The organism is Gordonia sp. 852002-50395_SCH5434458, assembly GCF_001665905.1.
Lineage (GTDB): Bacteria > Actinomycetota > Actinomycetes > Mycobacteriales > Mycobacteriaceae > Gordonia > Gordonia jacobaea.
This window is the reverse complement of record NZ_LZTC01000090.1, coordinates 12,611-33,627: the sequence shown is the minus strand read 5'-3', so window position 1 is coordinate 33,627 and position 21,017 is coordinate 12,611. Positions and strand designations below refer to the sequence as shown.

The window sequence follows — 21,017 nt, the reverse complement described above, 5'->3', positions numbered from 1 at the left end:
CGCGGCGGCTAACTGTTGCCCAGGCGGTCGTTGACCCAGGCCAACATACCCGGAACGGCCGCCTCGATCTGTTGACGGGTGAGCGCGAAATCTCCCTGTGTCCCGTAGTACGGGTCGGCGACGTCGAGGTCGTCGCCTGCGTCGGGGTCGAAGCTGCGCAGCAGGCGCACGCGGTCGCCGAGCCGTTTGCGTTCGAGATCCTTGGCGTGGCCGGAATCCATCGCGACGAGCAGGTCCGCATCGAAGTCGTCGGGGGCCAGATGTGCCGCGGTGTGGGCGTCGGAGTAGCCGTGGGCGAGCAGTTCGGTGCGTGCGCGATTGTCGGCGGGTTCGCCGACGTGCCAGCTACTGGTACCCCGACTGGTCACTCGGACCCTGTCGGAGAGCCCGGCGTCGTCGATGGCGGAGCGGAAAATGTTCTGCGCCATCGGCGACCGGCAGATGTTGCCCGTGCACACGAAACAGACGTGTAGTTGATCAGACACCTAGGACCTCACGCAGATCGACAACAGAATCGACGCGCCACGAGGCAGCGTCCCCTTCCCCGGCCCGAGCGTAACCCCACGAGACAAAGACCGTCGGGATTCCGAAGCTCTCGGCACCCTCGACATCGTGCGAACGGTCGCCGATCATCACGACGGGGTGATCGGGAAGTCCGGTGTCCGGGTCGGGCGCGATGCCCGATTGCCTCAGTGCCCACGCGATCACGTCGGCCTTGCTGCGACGTGAACCGTCGTCACTGGCACCGCAGATCGCCTCGAAGTGGTCGGCGAGCGCAAAATGCTCGAGGATCGCTCGCGCCGTGTTCTCGTTCTTCGACGTCGCGATCGTCATCTTCCGGCCTCGGGCCGCCAGATCCTCGACAAGCTCGCGGATCTGCGGGAACACCGAATTCTCGAGCCATCCGACGTCGGTGTAGCGCTTGCGATAGGCGCGCATCGCCTCGTCGGCGGTCTCCTGATCGAGTCCGAGGCCGGTGAGCGTGTCGATCATCGGCGGTCCCGCGACTCCCGCGACCACGTCGTCGGGTGGCTCGGGCGCTCCGACCTCGGCGAGGGCGTACCGGAAGCTGTTGACGATGCCGGAGAAGCTGTCGGTGATCGTGCCGTCGAGGTCGAACAACAGTGCTGTCCGCGGATCACGCGGATCTGCCGGAGAAGTCACGGCTCCATCGTGACATGTACCGCCGTGGGTGTCCGAATAGCGTGGTGCGGTCGGGGTGTCCGTCGGCCCTCGACCGTTAGGCTCGACGGTTATGACAGCAGGCTCGATTCCGCAGGACGGCGTGTACCGGCTCAGCCGACACGGCGACGTCGACGTTGAGCCCGGCGTCGTCGATTTCGCCGTCAACGTCCGCGGCGAGGCGCCGGAGTTCGTCCGCGCAGCGATCGTCGACGCCTGTGCACACCTCGCGTCGTATCCGAGTGCCGCGCACGCCGATACCGCGATCGCTGCGATCTGTGCGCTGCACCAACGGGATCCGAGCGAGGTCATGCTGCTCGCGGGTGCCGCGGACGGGTTCGAGATGCTGCCGCGGCTCGGCTTTCGGCATGCCGCGCTCGTCCAGCCGTCGTTCACCGAGCCGGAGATCGCGCTGCGGGCAGCCGGAATCCCCATCACCCAGGTGGAATTGCCGCCGCCGTGGCGCATCGACCCCGACGACATCGCCGACCGTATCCCCGACGATGCCGACCTCGTCGTCGTCGGCAACCCGACCAACCCGACGTCGGTGTTGCACAGTAGAGCCGCGCTCGATGCCATGCGCAGGCCGGGTCGAATACTCGTCGTCGACGAGGCGTTCGCCGACCTCACCGTCGACGCGGTTACCGGAGAGCGTGAGCCGGAGTCCGTCGCGTCGATGCGAGCCGACGACGTCGTTGTGATCCGCAGTGTGACAAAGACCTTCGGACTTGCCGGCCTGCGCGCGGGGTACCTCCTGGCGTCACCCGAGATCGTCGAACGGTTGAGCCGAGGGCGTCGACCATGGCCGTTGTCGACGCCCGCGCTCGCCGCGCTGGCGGAGTGCGTCGGTCCCGCCGGACAACGCTTCTGCGACGACGCCGCTCGCGCCGTCGCGGCCGAGCGAGAATTCATGCTGGAGCGGCTCGCACTCGCGGGGATCAGGGTGTGCACACCACCCACCGCGCCGTTCATCCTCATCGAGATGCCGAATGGCATCGCGGTCAAGAATGCCCTTCGCGCAGCGGGTTTCGGAGTGCGGAGCTGCGCCAACTTCGTCGGCCTCGACGGCGATCACCTGCGGCTCGCGGTACGCGACAACGCCACTGTCACCGCGATGGTCGACGCACTCGCCCGCGCACGAAAGGACGTCGACGATGACGCATGAGGATGAGTTCGCAACGGGGACATCAGGGGTTGAGACATCAGTGGGGTCGGTTGCCGATCTACTCGATCGCGTCTACCCGCCGAGGTTGGCGGAAGCGTGGGACTCGGTGGGACTCGTGTGTGGGGATCGCACGGAAGCCGTTGCGCGGGCGCTGATCTGCGTCGACGTCACCGATGCCGTCGTCGACGCGGCGGTCGCAGGCGACGTCGACATCATCGTCGCGCATCATCCGCTGCTGTTGCGGGGCGTCGATTCGGTTGCCGCCGACACCGCGAAAGGCTCTGTGCTGCATCGGCTGATCCGCTCGCACACGGCGTTGTTCACCGCGCACACCAACGCCGACAGCGCGCGTCCGGGGGTGTCGGATGCGCTGGCAGACGTACTCGGTGTCGTCGACACGTCGCCGCTGCAGCCGGCGCCGCTGGCACCGATGGACAAGTGGGTGGTCATGGTGCCCGAGGGCAGCGCCGAGCAGGTCAGCGAGGCGATGTTCGCCGCGGGAGCCGGGGCGATCGGTGAATACCGCGACTGCGCGTGGTCGGTGGTCGGCGTCGGGCAGTTCGAGGCGCGAGGTGCGGCCAACCCGACGATCGGGTCGCTGGGCGAACGTACGCATGTCGACGAAGCGCGGGTGGAAATGGTCGCGGCGCGGGGGCTGCGCCGCTCAGTGCTTGCCGCGTTGCGCGCTGCTCACCCCTACGAGGAGCCCGCGTTCGACATCCTCGCCGAGGAAGCCATCGACTCTGATACCGGTCTCGGCAGAATCGGGCGGCTCGCATCGCCGTCGACGGTCGGGGAGTTCGTGACGCGAGCCGCCGGCGCGCTGCGCTCGCCGTGGGGAGTGCGTGCAACCGGTGAGCCCGACCGTGTAGTCGAGACCATTGCTGTGTGCGGCGGGGCCGGCGACTCGCTGCTCGATACGGTGCGGGGCCTCGGCGTCGACCTGTATCTGACCGGCGACCTGCGGCACCATCCGGTCGACGAGGCACTACGCGCCGGCGGACCGGTGCTGGTCGACGCGGGGCACTGGGCCACCGAATTCCCGTGGTGCACACAGGTTGCCGAACTGCTGGCGGACAAGCTCGCGCTCGACGTCGAGGTCTTCGCGACGCCGACGGACCCGTTCACGGTGCATGCGGATTGCTGAGCCACGGCGGGTACCGCGTACCGTTGACCGAACGTGTGAACCGAGGAGGCCCCATGAAAGTCGATGCCGAGTGAAGGCCGACCCGTCCGCGCAGCGGCAGTTGCTCGACCTTGCCGACGCCGATGCCGTCGTTGCCCGCGTCGACCATCGCGGCAGATCACTTCCAGAGGTAGCCGAGATCGCCGAGCTCACCACCCGGATCGACTCGACTCGCGACGACCTCGTGCGCGCCGACATCTCCGCTGAAGACCTCACCCGCGAGTATCGACGCGTCGACAGCGAGGTGACCGGGATGGCCGACCGCGAGCGCAAGGACTCCGCGTTGCTCGCCGGCGGGGGCCTGGCGCCCAAGGCATTGTCGGAGTTGCAGCACGAACTCGGCAGCCTCGCGCGCCGCCGCTCAGTCCTCGAAGACGACCTCCTCGGCGTAATGGAACGACAGGAAGCCGTCGAAGCAGAACGGCAACGCGCCTCGGCGACAGTCGAACATCTGCAGACCCAGCTCGCCGACGCCGAGAAACGACGCGACGAGGCCAAAGCGACCATCGACGCCGATCGTGAGGTCGCGACGACGCGCCGCGAGGCGATCGCCGGTGACATTCCCGCCGACCTTCTCGCGATCTACGACCGTCAGCGCGCCGCGGGCAAGGTTGGCGCGGGTCTGTTGCGGGCACGACGCTGCGGAGCATGCCGGATGGAGCTCGACCGCGGGACCCTCGCGTCGATCGCCGCTGCCGCCGCAGACGACGTGGTCCGGTGCGAGGAGTGCGGCGCGGTTCTCGTCCGCACCAACGAGTCCGGTCTGTAGGCGTAACCGTGAGCTCTGGCTCCGTGGCCACACCGTCGTGGCAGGGACAGCGCGCAGAACCGACGCGCCTGGTGCTCCTACGTCACGGCCAGACGCCGCTGTCGATCGAACGACGTTATTCGGGGCGGGGCAACCCGCGGCTGACCGAGCTGGGGGAGCAGCAGGCACTCGCCGCGGCGTCGAGAATCGCCGCGGAGGTCGAGGTCGCCGCCGTGGTCAGTTCGCCACTCGACCGCGCACGCCAGACCGCGCAGGCCGTTGTCGACCGGATCGGCGGCGAGGTGATCGAGGATGCCGGCTTCATCGAGAACGACTTCGGTGGCTGGGAAGGGCTGACGTTTTCCGAGGCCGCTGCCCGCGACCCGCAGATACACGCCCGCTGGCTCGGCGACCACACCGCCCCGGCACCGGACGGCGAGAGCTTCGCGCAGGTTGCTGAGCGGGTGGTCGCCGCGAAAGACCAACTGGTGCAGAAGTATTCGGGGCAGACCGTTGTGGTGGTGTCGCACGTGACCCCGATCAAGACGCTGCTCCAACACGCGCTGACGGTCGGGCCGGAGCTGCTGTTCCACCTCCACCTCGACCTCGCGTCCGTATCGGTCACCGAGTTCTACCCCGACGGCGGCTCGGTGGTGCGCTCGGTCAACGAGACCGCGCACCTGCCCTGACCGGGCCGACTGGGCGTCGCGTACCGCCGACTGGGCGTCACACACTGTCGACTGGGCGTCACACACTGTCGACTGGGCGTCGCATACCGCCGAGTGGGCGTCGTGTAGTGCCGAGTGGGTATATCAGGACCGAGGGCGAACGAGTCGGCGTGTAAGCCGGATCCTGTGCCGACACGAAGTCGGCGGCGACCATCCATCTGGACACACCGTTGCCGGGTGCCTCGAGCGGCCAACCCACGGACTCGGGCGAGCAGCCCTCGATCATCCGTGCACACGCACCTCACGGTCCGTGCTTCGGCCTTGCTCCGGGTGGGGTTTACCAAGCCGGCGCGGTCACCCGCGCCGCTGGTGCGCTCTTACCGCACCGTTTCACCCTTACCGACCTCGCGGTCGGCGGTCTGTTCTCTGTGGCACTGTCCCGCGGGTCACCCCGGGTTGCCGTTGACAACCACCCTGCTCTGCGGAGTCCGGACTTTCCTCGGCGCGCGGCATTACCAGTGACCTGGCCGTTCCGCTCGCCGCGGCCGCCCGGCCGACTCGTTCGCCCGTACAGCTTAGCCCGCTGACACGCGCGCACAGCACGCCCGGTGAGCAGTGGGGAGCGCACGATCGACGTCCTGCTGCGCCCAGTCGACGGTGAGAGGCGCCCAGTCGACGGTGAGAGGCGCCCAGTCGGCGTTCTGGTGCGCCCAGTCGGCATTCTGGAGCGCACGGTCGGCGATAGTGTCGAGTGTGTGCAGCGCAGATTCTCCGCCCCCGATATCGACTTCGAGTCGATCCGCACCGAGCTGGGGATCTGCGAGGACTACGGCGAAGCCGCGCTCGACGAGGCGGAGCACGCGGTCGACGCACACGCCGCCGAGCGGGTTGACCGCCGCGACATTCCGCTGGTCACGATCGACCCGCCGGGGTCGATGGACCTCGACCAGGCGGTTGCGATGTCGTTCGACGCAGACGGTTTCGAGGTCCACTACGCGATAGCCGACGTCGCCGCGCTCGTTCGGCCTGAGCATGCACTCGACGCCGAGAGTCGACGCCGCGGCGCGACCATCTACTTTCCCGACGGCTCGGTGCCGTTGCATCCCAGGGTGCTGTCGGAGGGATCGGGATCGCTGCTCCCCGGCGTGACGCGTCCCGCGGTGCTGTGGACGATTCGCGTCGCACCCGACGGCGAAGTGGCCGGAGTGCAACTCGAGCGCGCACTCGTGGAATCGGTCGCACGACTCGACTATGCGGGAGTGACCGCGGACGCCGCCGCGCGCACCCTGCATCCGTCGATCAGCGCGCTCCCGGCGTTCGGTGAGCTCCGACGTCGAGTTGCGTTGGCGCGCGGAGCAATCGAGCTCGACCTTCCCGACCAAGAGGTGACCCGCGTCGACGACGGCTGGGTGCTCTCCCTCGCGGCTCGCACGCCCGCCGATATGTGGAACTCGCAGTTGTCGTTACTCACCGGCACCTGCGCGGGAACGATCATGGCCGACGCAGGAATCGGTCTGCTGCGCACGCTGCCGCCGGCGCCAGCAGATGCCGTCGACAAACTCAGGGCGACCGCCGACGCTCTCGACGTGACATGGCCCGACGACGCGACTCCCGGACAGTTCCTCGCCGGACTTCCGGTCGACGAGCCGTCGACCCTCGCCCTGATGTCGCAGGCGAGTTCGCTGATGCGTGGCGCGGGGTACCTGCCGCTCGGTGTGCAGACCGGCGAGGCGAACACGGCCCCTGCAACGCGCGACGAGATGGTGCACTCGGCGATCGGTGGGGTCTACGCACACGTGACCGCGCCGCTGCGACGCCTCGGCGATCGATTCGCCACCGAGGTGTGCCTGGCCGTCACATCGGGAAACCCGGTGCCCGACTGGGTGTTACGTGCGCTGCCGACCCTGCCGGGCATCCTGCGATCCGCCGACTCGCTCGGGTCGTCTGCCGACCGGGAGAGTCTCGACCTCGCCGAGTCGGTGATCCTCGCCGACCGTGTCGGAGAGCGCTTCGACGCCGTGGTCCTCTCCGAGGCGACAGCGAAGAAGCGCGCGAAGATCTTCATCGAGCAACCGCCGATCCTCGCCGAATCCGAGGGTTCTCCGACCGCGGCCTCCAACATCGAGGTCACCCTGACCGCAGCCGACCCGACGTCGCGGACGGTCCGCTTCGCGCCATCGGACGCCTAGCGATCGCTCGCATCGGACGCTTGGGCGTCAGAGATCCTTGGATGCCTTGCGGTATGCGGCAATCGCCTGCTCGCCGTTGGCCTGTTCACGAGCGTCGATCCGGCCGAGCACGAACAGGTCCAAGCCCGACAACTCGCCCGACGCCGCCAGCTCGGCCAGCCGCGCGCGGTTGATCCGCGAGTCGTTGTAGTCGCCCAACGCCGACTGGAGTTCTTTGGCCGTCTGCGAGATCTTCTTGTACTTCTTCTTCTGCAGGGGCTCGGCGGCATCGGTGCTGTAGCGCAGTCGTTTTGCGCGCTTGCGGATGGTGTGCAACTGCTCCGACCACTCGTGCGATCCCTCGGTCAGCTCTGCGAGTTCGCGTTGGGATTTCCGAATGTGCTTGCGGCTCTTGGTGATCGCCTTGTCGACTGCGGTGGTCGCGGGCAGGTCGGCGTCTGGTCCGGCAGGCGGATCGGCGATCAGTTCGTCGATGGCGTCGAGTAGTCGGAAGTAGCGTTCCGAATTCATCGCCGCGTGGGTCGCGGCGACGGCGCGGTCGTGTGCCGCGGATTCCTTGCCCGCCAACGCGTTCACCAGCGTCTCCGACGCGACCTCGTCGCGCAGCAGAGCGCTGTCGATCTCCAGTTGCACCTCGGAATCGCGTGCGTCGCCGAGAATGCGTGCCAGCAGTTTCAGTTCGCCTGCGATGTGGTCGGTGCGCGCGGCGTCGAGCACCGTCGGAAAGCCGGAGAACACACTGCGCATGCGGCGTGCGGTCACGCGCATCTGGTGCACGGCGTCGTCGGCGTCCTCACGAACCAGCGGATCCCAGGCGATGAGCGAGTTCCGGTGCCGGGTGACGTCGGCGATCACCAATTCGAGCGCCGACGGGTGACGGCCCAGTGTGGCAGGCGGTGTCACCGCAGGCGTCGAGCCGATGGCTCGTGCGAGTTTCGACGCACTCGACGGTTCCCGACCGCCCGCGCCACGGAGCAGTTTGTGTGCGGCCTTGAGCAGTTTCGGGGTGCCGCCCTCGAGGAGTTCGATCTCCCACTCGGACCACTGCTGCGACGACCCGCCCGGCAGCAGCGACTGCGCTGTCACACGGTCGTCGGCGAACTCGGCGAGCTTCACGCCGTCGGTTCCCAGCAGCGTCGTGATCGTGCGGACGGTCGAGATCGCCGCCACGGGCATCAGTGGCCGATGTCGGGTGTAGACGAGTACCGGGTCGACGAGTGCGTCGGGGATGTCGCCGTCGGCGGGCGCGTCGTCGAAGGTCACCTGCAGTTCGCGTCGTGCGCCGGGGACATCGGCGGGCCGCTTGAGGTGCCACCCCTCGTCGTGCCCACCGCGCCTGCGCCGCATGGTGATTCGGTTCGACGCCAGGTCGAGGTTCTCTGTGTCGAAGTACGTCGCGTCGAGAGTGAACGTCTCCGGCTCCGTGGCCGCCACCACGCCCGGGAGGACGCGAAGGTCGGGCGGTGTGATGCCCGGATCGACATCGAATTTGAGCTCCACCTCGACCTGCTCGCTTGCGGGCAACTCGTTCTCCTGTCGGTATTAGGTGATTTGAGTCTAGGCGACCGGGTCAGCGATCGGCGAAGACATCGGTCGCTTCGACGAGGTGATGTGCGATGCCCGGCTCGAACGATGCGTGGCCTGCGTCGGCGACGACGTGCAGGGTCGCCGACGGCCACGCGCGGTGGAGATCCCAGGCGCTGCGCATCGGACACACGACGTCGTATCGGCCCTGCACGATCACCGCCGGTATGTGTGCGATGCGGTCGATGTCGCGGAGTAGCTGGCCATCCTCGAGGAAGCCGTGATTGACGAAGTAGTGATTCTCGATCGAGGCGAACGCGAGGTCGAACCGCGGTCCCGCGTCTTCCTTCGACGCCGCTGCCTCCTCGGGCTTGGGGATGAGGTAGCTCGTCGCCTGCTCCCAGCCGGTCCAGGCACGTGCGGCGGCAACCGCGACGTCGGGGTCATCGGAGGTGAGTAGTCGGTGATAGGCGGCGACGAGGTCACCGTCGCGTTCGTCTTCGGGTATCGGTGCGAGATACGACTCCCACACGTCGGGGTAGATACGCGCGGCACCGCCGTTGTAGTACCAGTCGATTTCACTGCGACGCAGCAGGAAGATGCCGCGGAGCACCAACTCGGTGACGCGGTCGGGGTGTGCCTGCGCGTAGGCGAGCCCGAGCGTCGAACCCCACGAGCCGCCGAACACCTGCCAGTGCTCGATGCCGAGGTGTGTGCGCAACGACTCCATGTCGGCGATCAACTTGGGAGTGGTGTTCACCGAGAGGTCGGCGCCGTCGGCGATGTGGGGACGCGACTTTCCGCAGCCGCGTTGGTCGAACAAGACGATCCGATAGCGCGCGGGGTCGAAGAAGCGACGTTGATCGGGGGAGGTGCCTCCGCCGGGACCGCCGTGGACGAACACCGCCGGCTTGCCCTCGGGATTGCCGGAGGTCTCCCAATAGATCTCCTGGCCGTCGTCGACAGCCAGATGTCCCGACGCGTAGGGCTCGATGGGCGGGTAGAGGCTTCGCATGCCCTCACCCTATGCCGACCTGATTCGGATCGGCCGCGCCGATGCGAATCAGACCGGCCGCGCCGGGTGTGGATCAGATCTGTCGGTCAGTAGCTGTGCTCGGGAGCGGGGAACACTCCGCGGCGCACCTCGTCGGCGTAAGTCGCTGCGGCTGTGCGCAATTCGCCGCCGACGTCGGCGTACCGCTTGACGAACCGTGCGGTCTTGCCGTGCGTGAAGCCTGCCATGTCCTGCCAGACGAGCACCTGGGCATCGGTTTCGTTGCCCGCTCCGATGCCGACCGTCGGGATGGTGAGTTTGCGCGTGATCTGTGCCGCGAGTTCTGCGGGGACCATTTCCATGACGACGGCGAATGCACCGGCTTCCTGGACGGCGATCGCGTCGGCGATGAGCTGGTCCGCCGCGTCGCCGCGACCCTGGACGCGGAAGCCGCCGAGTCCGTTGACGCTCTGCGGGGTGAAACCGATGTGCGCCATCACGGGGATTCCGGCTGCGGTCAGCGTGGCGATCTGGTCGGCAACGCGTTCTCCGCCTTCGAGTTTGACCGCGTGTGCTCCGGTCTCCTTGAAGAAGCGGACGGCCGTCTCGAGTGCCTGCTGCGGGCCTGCTTCGTAGCTGCCGAACGGGAGGTCGGCGACGACGAGCGCGTGGGGTGCGCCGCGGACGACGGCGCGCGCGAGCGGGATCAGCTCGTCGATCGAGACGGGGATGGTGGTGTCGTAACCGAGGACGACGTTGGCGGCGGAATCGCCGACCAGCAGAACCGGGATCTCGGCATCGTCGAAGATGCGGGCCGTCGAATAGTCGTATGCGGTCAGCATCGACCACTTCTCGCCTTGCTCTTTCATCTGTGCCAGATGATGGATGCGGGTGGTGCGTCGACGCGGAGCGGCTTCGCCGGATGTTGGAGCGCCACCGTAGATGGGCGCGTCGGAATGAGCTGCCTCGTGGGACATCGTTGTCTCTTTTCTTCCTCGAGTCCCGCATGGCGGGTACCCGGGCTGTGTTCGGACGCCTCCATGGTCCCACCGAAGCGCTCCGCGAAAACCCCCGGTAGACGTGTGATTGCTCACATCTGGAGTGCGGGTGTTGTCGGGGCGGCGATGCTCGCGCCCGTACCATCACCGTGGTGACCTGCTCTTTTCTTGCGCGGCGGCCTGTGCGGTCTCGGCGTGTGTCAGGCCGGCGTCACGTGCGGCTGCTGACCGCGGTGATGGTGGGTCTGCTGGTGTGCGCGGGTTGCGCGTCGACCGAGCACGCCGCCGACACCGGGGCAATCGAGTGGGGAGTGTGCGCACAGGGTGTGGGCACAGGCCCGTCCGCCGCGCGGGTGGAGTGCGGGACGCTCGCGGTGCCACTCGACCCGGCAAAGCCGCAGGGCCGCACGATCACGCTCGCGGTCGCCCGGCTGCGGGCATCGCAGCGCAGCGACTCGACGGTGGTGGTCAATCCTGGAGGACCCGGCGCGTCGGGCGTCGACTATCTGCTGGGGGCGGCGGATCGTCTTGCGGCGCAACGATTCACGACGCACAGCGACGTGGTCGCGTTTGATCCTCGAGGTGTCGGTGCGTCGGCGCCGACGGTGCGGTGTCGGACGGCAACCGAACTCGACGCCGAGCGCGAGGCCGACAGCGGGGATCGTTCGCCGCAGGGAATCGCCGCCGCCGAGGCGACCAATCGTGGCATTGCACGCAAGTGTTCGACGCGAACCGGCGACGAGTTCCTCGGACTCGTCGGTACGTCGCAGGTCGTCGACGACGTCGACCGACTCCGCGCTGCACTCGGCCGCTCCCGGATCGACTTCATCGGATTCTCGTACGGCTCGAAAATCGCGCTCGAGTACGAGCAGCGCTACCCGGACCGACTGTTTCGGATGGTCATCGACGGCGCGGTCGACCCCGCCGCGAATCCGGTCGACACCTCCGTCGCGCAGGCGAGGTCGTTCCAGGAGGTCTTCGACGCCTTCGCTCGTGACTGCACGCGGATGCCCGGGTGCGCGCTCGGCGCCGACCCCGCGGGCGCGCTGGTGCAGTACCAACGTCTCGTGCGGCCGTTGTCACAGCGCCCCGTGCCCGCAGGAGGCGGCCGGACTCTCGACTTTCAATCGGCCGTCGACGGCACGAGCATGGCGCTGTATCGCACCGACCTGTGGCCGACGCTGCGCTCAGGACTCGCCGACCTCGCTGCCGGACGTGGCGGGGAGACGCTGATGTCACTCGCCGACCTGTTGGAGGGCCGTGGACCCGGCGGAACCTACGACAACTCCGCCGACGCCTACCTCGCGATCGGGTGTGCCGACGGGCCGCGCATCACCGACCGCGCCGCCAACGACGACCTCGATCGCAGACTTCGCGCCGCCGCGCCCTACTCCGACGACGGCCGCGGCACAGGGCACGCCCCGCTCGATCCGTGCGCCTTCTGGCCGCCGGAGAGCGCTGCCACGGCTCGGTCGGAGCCGGGGGTGGCGTCGAGTGTGCCGACTCCCACGCCGCTGATCGTCGCGGTGACGCACGATCCGGCGACCCCGTACGCCGTGGGCGAGGAGATGGCTCGGCGGACACACGGCACGTTGATCACCGTCGACGGATACGGCCACACCGCGGCGCTACAGGGTAATCGGTGTGTCGACGAGGCCGTTGACGATTACCTTTTGAATCTCGATGGGTTGAACGGACCTCTCGCATGCTGAGATGGCCGCGCCAAATGTGCAGGTTGTCGAGTTTGAATTATGAACGTAACACCGATTTAACAGGCTACTTCTAATGTCGGCGGTCATGGATCGCCAAAAGGAATTCGTGCTGCGGACCCTCGAAGAGCGCGACATCCGATTCGTTCGTCTCTGGTTCACCGACGTCCTGGGATATCTGAAATCCGTGGCGATCGCGCCCGCAGAACTCGAAGGCGCGTTCTCAGAGGGTATAGGTTTCGACGGCTCGGCCATCGAAGGTTTCTCGCGTGTCTCCGAAGCCGACACCGTCGCCAAGCCCGATCCGTCGACGTTCCAGATCCTGCCGTGGACCACGTCGTCGGGCAGACACCACTCGGCACGCATGTTCTGCGACATCGTGATGCCCGACGGCACGCCGAGCTGGGCCGACTCGCGGCATGTGCTGCGTCGCCAGCTCAACAAGGCTGCCGACCAGGGATTCAGCTGCTACGTCCACCCCGAGATCGAGTTCTTCCTCCTCAAGGACGCACCCCTCGACGGCAGCGTGCCAACGCCCGCCGACAGCGGTGGCTACTTCGATCAGGCCGTTCACGACGCCGCTCCCAACTTCCGCAGGCACGCGATCGAAGCGCTCGAGTCGATGGGCATCTCCGTCGAGTTCTCGCATCACGAAGGTGCGCCGGGGCAGCAGGAGATCGACCTGCGTTACGCGGATGCGCTCTCGATGGCCGACAACGTGATGACGTTCCGGTACCTCATCAAGGAGGTCGCGATCGGTGAGGGTGTGTGGGCGACGTTCATGCCCAAGCCGTTCAGCGATCACCCCGGATCGGCGATGCACACCCACATGAGCCTGTTCGAGGGTGACGCCAACGCCTTCCACAACCCCGACGATCCGATGCAGTTGTCGGAGACCGGCAAGAAGTTCATCGCGGGAATCCTGCACCACGCCAACGAGATCAGCGCGGTCACGAATCAGTGGGTGAACAGCTACAAGCGCCTCATCTACGGTGGTGAGGCTCCGACAGCGGCCACCTGGGGTGGTGCGAACCGCTCGGCGCTCGTGCGTCTGCCGCTCTACACGCCGAACAAGGCGTCGTCGCGTCGCGTCGAGGTCCGTAGCCCTGACTCCGCGTGCAACCCCTACCTGACCTTCGCGGTGCTGCTCGCCGCTGGGCTGAAGGGGGTCGTCGAGGACTATGAACTGCCCGATGAGGCCGAGGACGACGTGTGGGCGCTCACGCCCGCGGAGCGTCGTGCAATGGGCTACAAGGAACTGCCGGGCAGCCTCGCCGATGCACTGCACCAGATGGAGAAGTCGGAGTTGCTGGCCGAGACACTCGGCGAGCACGTCTTCGACTACTTCCTGCGCAACAAGTGGGCTGAGTGGGACAACTATCGCAGCCTGGTCACGCCGTTCGAGCTGAAGAACTACCTGCCGCTCTAGCTCCATGTTGGCAACCCGTGTCCGGTATCGGTATGCGGGACGCTATTTTCTTAGGTGTGACAACACTTCGAGGTCGGGGCGGCGTACCGGCAGCAGGGCGTCTGGGTCTGCTTGACCCCGACGCCGAGAAGAATCTCTCCGACCTCGGCTGGAACAACGAGGAGTCCATCGAACTCCTGTGGTCGCTGTCGCGTTCTCCCGACGCCGACCTCGCACTGCGCGCGATTGTCCGGATGCGATCGCAGTTGGGCGACGACTGGTCGGAGATCGACACGCTGCTGCGCACCGACAAGGGTTTTCGCGGCCGGTTCCTGGCAGTCCTCGGCTCGTCGGACGCCCTCGGCGACCACATGGTGGCCGAGCCGGAGGCGTGGCGACGTCTGATTCCGGCGGAACTGCCCGACACCGCGGAGATCAACCGGCAAATGCTCGCGGCCGTCGACGCGGTCGCCGAACCGGGCGAGATCGAGCGCGGCAACAAGATTTATCGTGCGGGATTCAGTGGTCCGAAGGCAGTGGTCGCGCTGCGGGCCGCCTACCGCAACCTCGTCTTGCAGGTCGCGGCGCACGACGTGGCCTCGACTGTCGAGGACGAACCGGTCATCTGGTTTCCCGAGATCGGAGCGCTTCTCGCCGACCTCGCCGACGCAGCACTGACCTCCGCGCTCGCTGTCGCATTCCGCGAGGTGTGTGGCGACAAGCCGATCCCGGTCCGACTCGCGGTGATCGCGATGGGCAAATGCGGTGCGCGAGAACTGAACTACGTCAGCGACGTCGACGTGGTGTTCGTGAGTGAGCCGGCAGACGGGACGTCGGCGCGTATCGCGGGGGAGATGATGCGCGTCGGGTCGTTGGCCTTCTTCGAGGTCGACGCCGCGCTGCGCCCGGAGGGCAAGTCCGGGGCGCTCACCCGCACGCTCGATTCACACGTCGCGTACTACAACCGGTGGGCCAAGACGTGGGAGTTCCAGGCGCAGTTGAAGGCGCGACCGATGACCGGCGACATGGAGCTCGGTCAGCGCTATCACGACGCCATCAACCCGATGGTGTGGCAGGCCTCCGAGCGCGACGACTTCGTGCCCGAGGTCCAGGCGATGCGACGTCGTGTGGAATCGCTTGTGCCCGAAGAGGAACGCGACCGCAACCTCAAGCTCGGAAGCGGTAGCATCCGCGACGTCGAGTTCGCCGTGCAGATGCTGCAGATGGTGCACGGCCGCGTCGATGAGACGTTGCGGGTTCGCTCGACCGTCGAGGCACTCGATGCGCTGACGGCAGGCGGATACGTCGGCCGCGATGACGGCGCCAACCTCAACGCGTCGTATCAGTTCCTGCGACTGCTCGAACACCGCCTGCAGTTGCAGCGCATGTCGCGGACCCACCTGCTCCCGGAGTTCGACGACGACGACAACATGCGGTGGCTGGCACGCGCCGCCCACATCAGGCGCGAGGGCGACCTCGACGCCACGTCGGTGTTGCGCAGGCAGATCAAGCATCAGAGCCTGCGGGTGCGACGACTGCACCAGAAGCTGTTCTACCGTCCGCTGCTCGAGGCGGCGGTGCGCCTGGACACCACAGAGCTGACGCTGACCGACGAGTCGGCGCAGCGGCGCCTCTCCGCGCTCGGCTACGCGCAGCCCGAGCGGGCGCTCAGTCACATCCGCGCGCTCGCATCCGTGTCGGGGCGACGTGGCCAGGTGCAGCGGTTGATCCTGCCGCAGCTACTCGAATACATCGGCGACACACCGGATCCCGACGCCGGTCTGCTGAACTACCGCAGGCTGTGCGACGTGATGGACAACGACTGGTTCCTGCGTCTGCTGCGTGACGACGGCGTCGTCGCGGCTCGCCTGATGCATGTGCTGGGCACGTCGGAGTACATCGCCAACCTGTTGATGCGCTCACCTGAGGTGATCAATCTCTACACCGACGGAGCCGACGGTCCACGACTGTGCGAGGTGCGACCCGAGGACGTGGCGAAGGGACTCGTCGCGTCGACGGTCCGACAGCCCGACCTGCGTCGTGCGGTTGCGGCGGCGCGGTCGCACCGGCGCGCCGAACTCGCACGCATCGCGTCCGCGGATGTTCTCGGCCTGCTCGACGTACCGCAGGTATGTGAGGCGCTGTCGAGCGTGTGGGCCGCAGTTCTCAACGCCGCGTTGACGTTTGCGATCCAGGACTCCGAGCGCGACGAGGGTCGCCCCGCGCCCGCGCGGATCGCGGTGATCGGTATGGGCCGGCTCGGCGGTGGCGAACTCGGCTACGGTTCCGATGCCGACGTGCTCTTCGTGTGCCAACCGAACCCCGGCGAGGACGAGACCAAGGCCGTGCGGTGGGCGCAGACCATCGCCGAGGTGGTCCGCTCGATGCTCGGAACGCCCAGCGACGACCCGCCGCTGATCGTCGATACGGGGTTGCGTCCCGAAGGACGCAACGGTCCCGTGGTGCGTACGCTCGCCGCGTACGCCGCGTACTACGAGCAGTGGGCGCAGGCGTGGGAAGTGCAGGCATTGCTGCGTGCCCACCAGGTCGCGGGCGACGAGGATCTCGGAATCGAGTTCCTGCACATGGCCGATCGCATCCGCTACCCCGAAGGCGGCGTCTCCGCCGACGCGGTCAAGGAGATCCGTCGGATCAAGGCACGTGTCGACGCCGAGCGGTTGCCGCGCGGAGCGGATCCGGCCACCCACACCAAGCTCGGCCGCGGCGGACTCGCCGACATCGAGTGGACCGTCCAGTTGCTGCAACTGAAGTACGGGCACCGCTATCAGTCGCTGCACAACACGTCGACGCTGCAGTCGCTCGACGCGATCGGGTCCGCAGAGCTGCTCGCCGAAGACGACGTCGCGCTCCTCAAGGACGCGTGGATCACCGCGACCAAGGCACGCAACTGCCTGGTCCTGGTACGTGGCAAACCCGTCGACCAGCTCCCCGGCCCGGGCAAGCAGTTGCGGCAGATAGCGTTTGCCGCAGGCTGGCCGGAGGACCAGGCGGCTGAGTTCCTCGACCACTACCTCCGGGTCACGCGCCGCGCGAAAGCCGTTGTGCTGAAGGTCTTTGGCGCGTGATGAGAGTATTCGGGGCTTGATGCGTCGGTTTTTCAGGTTCGCACTGCTGCTCGTCGGCTGGGCGATGGTGGTCGCAGTCGGTGTTGCGGTCTGGCTGCACTATTCGCGCTCGCGCGGCGAGCTGACCATCTTCCTCACCAGCGCTGTGCCGTTCGCGATCGTTCCCGGTGTGCTGGCTGTCGTCGTGTTCGTCGTGTTCCGACGCTGGTTGATCCTGCCGGTGGCCATTGCCGCGGTGCTGGCGCTGTGTTTCACCCAGTTGCCGTTGTGGGTCGCACAGACGCCGCCTGCGGGGGAGAGGTTCACCGTGCTGACGGCCAATCTGCTGTTCGGCCAGGCCGACGTCGACCAGCTCGCCGATGTGGTGACGCGCGAAGGCGTCGACCTCGCGTCGTTGCAGGAGGTCACACCCGAGTCGCTCGCGCGTCTGAACGCCAGCGGTGTCGCGAGGGAACTCCCGTACTCCTACGCCGTGCCCGGCACGTTCGCGATGGGCACCGCGATATTCAGTCGTACGCCGCTGAGCGGGCAGGGCGAGATGGATCCGAACACGGTTCTGCACAATCTGAAGGCACGTACTGACCTGCCGGGAGCGCGCGACACCCAGGTGTTCGCGATGCATCCCGGAGCTCCATTGCGAGGCCGGACGGACGTCTGGGTACGCGACATGGACCTCCTACACACTCGGATGCAGTCGATTCCGGCTGGGCGGGCGATCATGGCCGGTGATTTCAACGCGACGTGGGATCAGGTTCGTTATCGCGACTTCCTCCAGAACGGATTCGCCGACACCGCCGAGCAATCCGGCGCGGGCTTCGTGCCCACCTATCCGACGGACAAATGGGGCGGTAAGCCGTTCCTCGCGCTCGATCACGTCGTCGTTCGTGGCTTCACCGCGTCGTCGGTCGATACCTTCGATCTCCGCGGTTCCGATCACCGCGGCGTGGTGGTATCACTGGTTGCACCATGACGACCATCTCCCAACGATTGCGCGAGGCAACCGCCGTCGCCCACCGGCAGGCCGAAAGCGCCACCTTCATCGACGATCTGCTGTCCGGCCGCCTCGACGCCGATCAGTACGGACGGCTGGCCGCTCAGTTGTACTTCGTGTACCGCGCGCTGGAAGAGGTCGGCACCGTGTTGGCCGGAGATCCGATTGCCGGCGCCGTACTCGACGATCGGCTGCGTCGGACCGAACGGCTCCGCTCCGATCTCGTCGCGCTCGGCATCGACCCGCAGACCATCACACCGCTGCCCGCTGTCGAACGGTACGTCGCCGCGATCGAGGCGACGATCAACGAGCCGGCACGCTACATCGCGCATCACTACACGCGGTACCTCGGCGACCTGTCGGGCGGGCAGGTTGTCGCTCATCGGATGCGTGAGCACTACGGTCTCGACGCGTCGACGCTGAGCTTCTACTCGTTCGACGGTATCGACAAACTCAAGCGCTACAAGGACGCCTACCGGGATCGGATCGACGCACTCGACATCGACGAGAGCGGCGTCGACAACCTTGTGGCAGAAGCGATCTCGGCGTTCGAGTTGAATCAGGAGCTGTTCGCGGATCTCGACGCCGCGCGCGTGGGTGCCCGACCGGCCTGAGCGCGCGAGATCATTGCCTCGAGTCCGTCGAGGAGCACTCGCAGCCCGAAGTCGAACTGTTCGGTGAAGTAGTCGTCATCACCATCGTGCATCTGAGATACCGCCGCCGTGAGCGCTGGAAACCGCTCCGCGTCGACCAGGGCAAGCATCGTCGTCTCGTAGTCGTTGCCACTCCCGGACGTATCGGTGTCGTTTGGCTGTCCGAGCAGTCCCATCTGAGTCGCCTGGCGTACATGGTGGCGCACGAATCCGTCGACGAGTAGCAGCGCGTTGAGCTTCTCCTGACCCGACAGTTCGACGTCGTCGAACGCTCGCACACCCGCTTCGGTCCACGACACGGTGTTGGGACCCATCGGCGGGCGGGACATCGGGATCTCGGTGATCCACGGCCGGGCCCGCAGTACCGTTGCCGCCGACCTTGCCCACGCACCGACCCGGTCGCGCCACGGCCCCGATGCGGTCAGTTCGGGGTCCGGAAGGCCGTAAGCCTCATCGACGAGGAGGTCGACGACGTCGTCCTTGCCGTCGACGTAGCGATAGAGCGACATCGTGGAGAGTCCCAGCGAGTCGGCGATGGCCTTCATCGACACCGCTTCCCAGCCGCGCTCGTCAGCGATGGCGACCGCGGCGCGTGCGATCTCGCGGATCGTCAGCGACGGTTTGGGCCCCCGTCGGACGGCGACGGGTTCGCGTCCCCAGAGTTGCGCGACCGAGCGGGGGAGCTGTGAGGGTGTCGAATCTTCCGTGGTGCTCATGCCGCCATCCTACAAACTGCTTGTGCTGTACGCAGTTAACCGCTTAGTATCTGCGTACTACATAAACAGTCTATGCAATACGCAGAAAGAGGTGGTGGTGTCATGTCTTCTCGTTCACCGTGGGCAGCGCTAGCGGCGCTGTGCATGCCCATGCTGATCGTCTCGATGGATGTCTCGGTGCTGTTCTTTGCGGTTCCCTTCATCGCTTCGGACCTGAATCCATCTGCAACACAACAGCTCTGGATCTTCGACATCTACGGATTCGTGTTGGCCGGCCTGCTGTTGACGATGGGCTCGCTCGCCGATCGTGTCGGACATCGGCGCTTGCTGATGATCGGTGCCGTCGGATTCAGCGGCGCGTCGATTCTTGCTGCTTTTGCCCCGACGGCTTCGCTGCTGATCCTGGCACGAGCGGTGCTGGCGGTGTCCGGTGCGACGCTCATGCCGTCGACGTTGGCGTTGATCCGCCACATCTTCCTCGACGACGCCGATCGGGCCAAGGCGATCGCGGCGTGGAACGCGGTGCTCGCGGGCGGGGTCGCGGTGGGCCCTATCGTCTCCGGCCTGCTGCTCGAACACTTCTGGTGGGGATCGGTGTTTTTGATCAACGTTCCGGTGATGGCCGTGCTGCTCGTTGTCGCGCCCCTGCTCCTACCGGCCGATACCGCGGTCGTCGATCGGCGCGTCGACATCCTCAGTGCGCTGCTCGTCCTCGGAGCGATACTGCCGACGATCTATGCGATCAAGGAATTCGCCGCGGAAGGATGGTCGGTGGAGCGTGGGTTCGCACTCGTGGTTGGGTTGACGCTCGGGACGGTCTTCGTCGCGCGCCAAAAACGACTCAGCGATCCGATGATCGACCTCGGGCTGTTCGACGATCGGCGCTTCTCGGTGTCGATCTGGACCAACGTCGTGTGTATGTTCGCGTTGCTCGGGAATTCGATCATCGTGACGCAGTACCTGCAGTCGGTCCTCGGCTACTCGCCGCTGAAGGCCGCGCTGTGGAGTATCGCGCCCAGCGCGCTGGTCGCGGTGGCCGCACCACTCGCAGCCGTCGCCTCGGTGCGATGGGGCAGACCGATGGTGATGATCGCCGGATTGCTGACGGGAGCAGCAGGATTCGGTGTGCTCGCGGGATTGCTGGGAGTGCACACGCTTCTCGTTGCGCTGATCGGGTCGACGTCGATCGCGACAGGAATCGTCTCGGCGTCGTCGGTGATCGCCGACTACGTGATCGGTGTGGCGCCCGCTGAGCGCGCCGGTGCGACGTCGGGACTCTTGGAGACCTCGAGCGAACTCGGCGGGGCAGTCGGTATCGCGGTGCTCGGTAGTGTGTTGAACCTGGTGTACCGCATGGCTTTTCCCGCGGATCTGGCGGTGGGGCAGGCGGGTACGAGCCTTGCGGGTGCAGCGGCGACCGCAAAGCATCTCGACAAGGTTCAGGCGTCGAATGTGCTCGACGCTGCCCGCGGAGCATTTGTCGAAGGGGCGTCGGTCGCGGCCTGGGTCGGCGTCGGGGTGCTCGTGTCCACAGCGCTACTCGTGGTGTGGATGACGAGGACGTCCGACGTGGCCGATCGTCAGGAGAGTGCTGAACTCAGAAGACTTCGATCTTGACGCCGACGTCGACGATCATGTCGGTGCGACTGTCGGAGCTGTGTGCGAGTTCGATGAGTCGCTGAGTCTCTCCGTGGGGCACCTGCTTGCGGACGACGGCCTTGATCCCGTCGATGCTGATGCGGTCACCTGGCACGAGATCTTCAACAAAGAGCATGCGGGTCATGACCAAGAGATTACGTG

Annotated in this window: 18 protein-coding genes and 1 other RNA gene; 11 read left to right on the top strand and 8 right to left on the bottom strand. The window is 66.7% G+C overall.

From position 1 onward, the window contains the following. Nucleotides 1–8: 8 nt before the first annotated feature. Nucleotides 9–485 carry a low molecular weight protein-tyrosine-phosphatase gene (locus A5785_RS19075; RefSeq protein WP_064867947.1) on the bottom strand — a complete coding sequence of 159 codons (477 nt, stop codon included), beginning with the start codon at nucleotides 483–485 and terminating at the stop codon, nucleotides 9–11. Then, nucleotides 478–1,164 (bottom strand): HAD hydrolase-like protein, encoded by a 687-nt coding sequence (locus A5785_RS19070; protein ID WP_049698295.1) that lies wholly within the window; start codon nucleotides 1,162–1,164, stop codon nucleotides 478–480. Before A5785_RS19070 ends, A5785_RS19075 begins: the two co-directional genes overlap by 8 nt. Before the next feature lie 91 nt (nucleotides 1,165–1,255). Between A5785_RS19070 and cobC the strand changes: the two genes are divergently transcribed. From cobC to A5785_RS19050, 4 genes are all read left to right on the top strand, one after another. Further along, nucleotides 1,256–2,347: an Rv2231c family pyridoxal phosphate-dependent protein CobC gene (gene cobC / locus A5785_RS19065; protein WP_064867944.1), complete on the top strand. Its 1,092-nt coding sequence runs from the start codon at nucleotides 1,256–1,258 to the stop codon at nucleotides 2,345–2,347. Next, on the top strand, nucleotides 2,337–3,494 hold the full coding sequence (locus A5785_RS19060) for a Nif3-like dinuclear metal center hexameric protein (protein WP_064867941.1): 1,158 nt from the start codon (nucleotides 2,337–2,339) through the stop codon (nucleotides 3,492–3,494). Before cobC ends, A5785_RS19060 begins: the two co-directional genes overlap by 11 nt. Before the next feature lie 70 nt (nucleotides 3,495–3,564). Next, entirely contained in the window at nucleotides 3,565–4,302 is a 738-nt protein-coding gene (locus A5785_RS19055; protein WP_049698292.1) for a zinc ribbon domain-containing protein, read from the top strand. Between the two features lie 8 nt (nucleotides 4,303–4,310). Further along, nucleotides 4,311–4,970, top strand: a complete 660-nt coding sequence (locus A5785_RS19050) for a histidine phosphatase family protein (RefSeq protein ID WP_064867938.1) — start codon at nucleotides 4,311–4,313, stop codon at nucleotides 4,968–4,970. A gap of 136 nt (nucleotides 4,971–5,106) precedes the next feature. On the opposite strand, the gene rnpB is transcribed toward A5785_RS19050, so the two are convergent. Then, nucleotides 5,107–5,510, bottom strand: an RNA gene (rnpB, locus tag A5785_RS19045) — RNase P RNA component class A. Between the two features lie 194 nt (nucleotides 5,511–5,704). On the opposite strand from rnpB, the gene A5785_RS19040 reads away from it, so the two are divergent. Further along, on the top strand, nucleotides 5,705–7,138 hold the full coding sequence (locus tag A5785_RS19040) for an RNB domain-containing ribonuclease (protein WP_064868025.1): 1,434 nt from the start codon (nucleotides 5,705–5,707) through the stop codon (nucleotides 7,136–7,138). A 27-nt stretch (nucleotides 7,139–7,165) separates the two neighbouring features. On the opposite strand, the gene A5785_RS19035 is transcribed toward A5785_RS19040, so the two are convergent. From A5785_RS19035 to panB, 3 genes are all read right to left on the bottom strand, one after another. Then, complete coding sequence (locus A5785_RS19035; RefSeq protein WP_049698290.1) at nucleotides 7,166–8,662, bottom strand: CYTH and CHAD domain-containing protein; 1,497 nt, start codon at nucleotides 8,660–8,662, stop codon at nucleotides 7,166–7,168. 46 nt (nucleotides 8,663–8,708) lie between these two features. Beyond that, nucleotides 8,709–9,677 (bottom strand): prolyl aminopeptidase, encoded by a 969-nt coding sequence (pip, locus tag A5785_RS19030; RefSeq protein ID WP_064867935.1) that lies wholly within the window; start codon nucleotides 9,675–9,677, stop codon nucleotides 8,709–8,711. An 86-nt stretch (nucleotides 9,678–9,763) separates the two neighbouring features. Continuing rightward, a complete protein-coding gene (panB, locus tag A5785_RS19025; RefSeq protein WP_064867932.1) occupies nucleotides 9,764–10,633 on the bottom strand; it encodes a 3-methyl-2-oxobutanoate hydroxymethyltransferase in 870 nt (289 codons plus the stop codon). Nucleotides 10,634–10,851: 218 nt separating this feature from the next. Here panB and A5785_RS19020 point away from each other — a divergent pair, with 218 nt between their 5' ends. From A5785_RS19020 to A5785_RS19000, 5 genes are all read left to right on the top strand, one after another. Next, nucleotides 10,852–12,366, top strand: coding sequence for an alpha/beta hydrolase (locus tag A5785_RS19020; RefSeq protein ID WP_231894021.1), 1,515 nt, complete (start codon nucleotides 10,852–10,854; stop codon nucleotides 12,364–12,366). 85 nt (nucleotides 12,367–12,451) lie between these two features. After that, nucleotides 12,452–13,792, top strand: coding sequence for a type I glutamate--ammonia ligase (gene glnA, locus A5785_RS19015; RefSeq protein ID WP_064868019.1), 1,341 nt, complete (start codon nucleotides 12,452–12,454; stop codon nucleotides 13,790–13,792). Nucleotides 13,793–13,848: 56 nt separating this feature from the next. Beyond that, nucleotides 13,849–16,857, top strand: a complete 3,009-nt coding sequence (locus tag A5785_RS19010) for a bifunctional [glutamine synthetase] adenylyltransferase/[glutamine synthetase]-adenylyl-L-tyrosine phosphorylase (protein WP_082937775.1) — start codon at nucleotides 13,849–13,851, stop codon at nucleotides 16,855–16,857. A gap of 19 nt (nucleotides 16,858–16,876) precedes the next feature. Next, nucleotides 16,877–17,827 carry an endonuclease/exonuclease/phosphatase family protein gene (locus A5785_RS19005; RefSeq protein ID WP_064867929.1) on the top strand — a complete coding sequence of 317 codons (951 nt, stop codon included), beginning with the start codon at nucleotides 16,877–16,879 and terminating at the stop codon, nucleotides 17,825–17,827. Continuing rightward, nucleotides 17,824–18,462, top strand: coding sequence for a biliverdin-producing heme oxygenase (locus tag A5785_RS19000; protein WP_064867926.1), 639 nt, complete (start codon nucleotides 17,824–17,826; stop codon nucleotides 18,460–18,462). The genes A5785_RS19005 and A5785_RS19000 overlap by 4 nt, the downstream gene beginning before the upstream one ends. On the opposite strand, the gene A5785_RS18995 is transcribed toward A5785_RS19000, so the two are convergent. Then, nucleotides 18,408–19,217 (bottom strand): TetR/AcrR family transcriptional regulator, encoded by an 810-nt coding sequence (locus A5785_RS18995; protein WP_064867923.1) that lies wholly within the window; start codon nucleotides 19,215–19,217, stop codon nucleotides 18,408–18,410. The two genes, A5785_RS19000 and A5785_RS18995, sit on opposite strands and share 55 nt — an antisense overlap. Before the next feature lie 102 nt (nucleotides 19,218–19,319). Between A5785_RS18995 and A5785_RS18990 the strand changes: the two genes are divergently transcribed. After that, entirely contained in the window at nucleotides 19,320–20,834 is a 1,515-nt protein-coding gene (locus tag A5785_RS18990) for an MFS transporter (protein ID WP_064867920.1), read from the top strand. On the opposite strand, the gene A5785_RS18985 is transcribed toward A5785_RS18990, so the two are convergent. Beyond that, the gene (locus A5785_RS18985; RefSeq protein ID WP_049698283.1) at nucleotides 20,815–21,000 is read right to left on the bottom strand and encodes a hypothetical protein; all 186 of its coding nucleotides are present in this window, start codon (nucleotides 20,998–21,000) and stop codon (nucleotides 20,815–20,817) included. The two genes, A5785_RS18990 and A5785_RS18985, sit on opposite strands and share 20 nt — an antisense overlap. Between the last annotated feature and the right edge of the window lie 17 nt (nucleotides 21,001–21,017).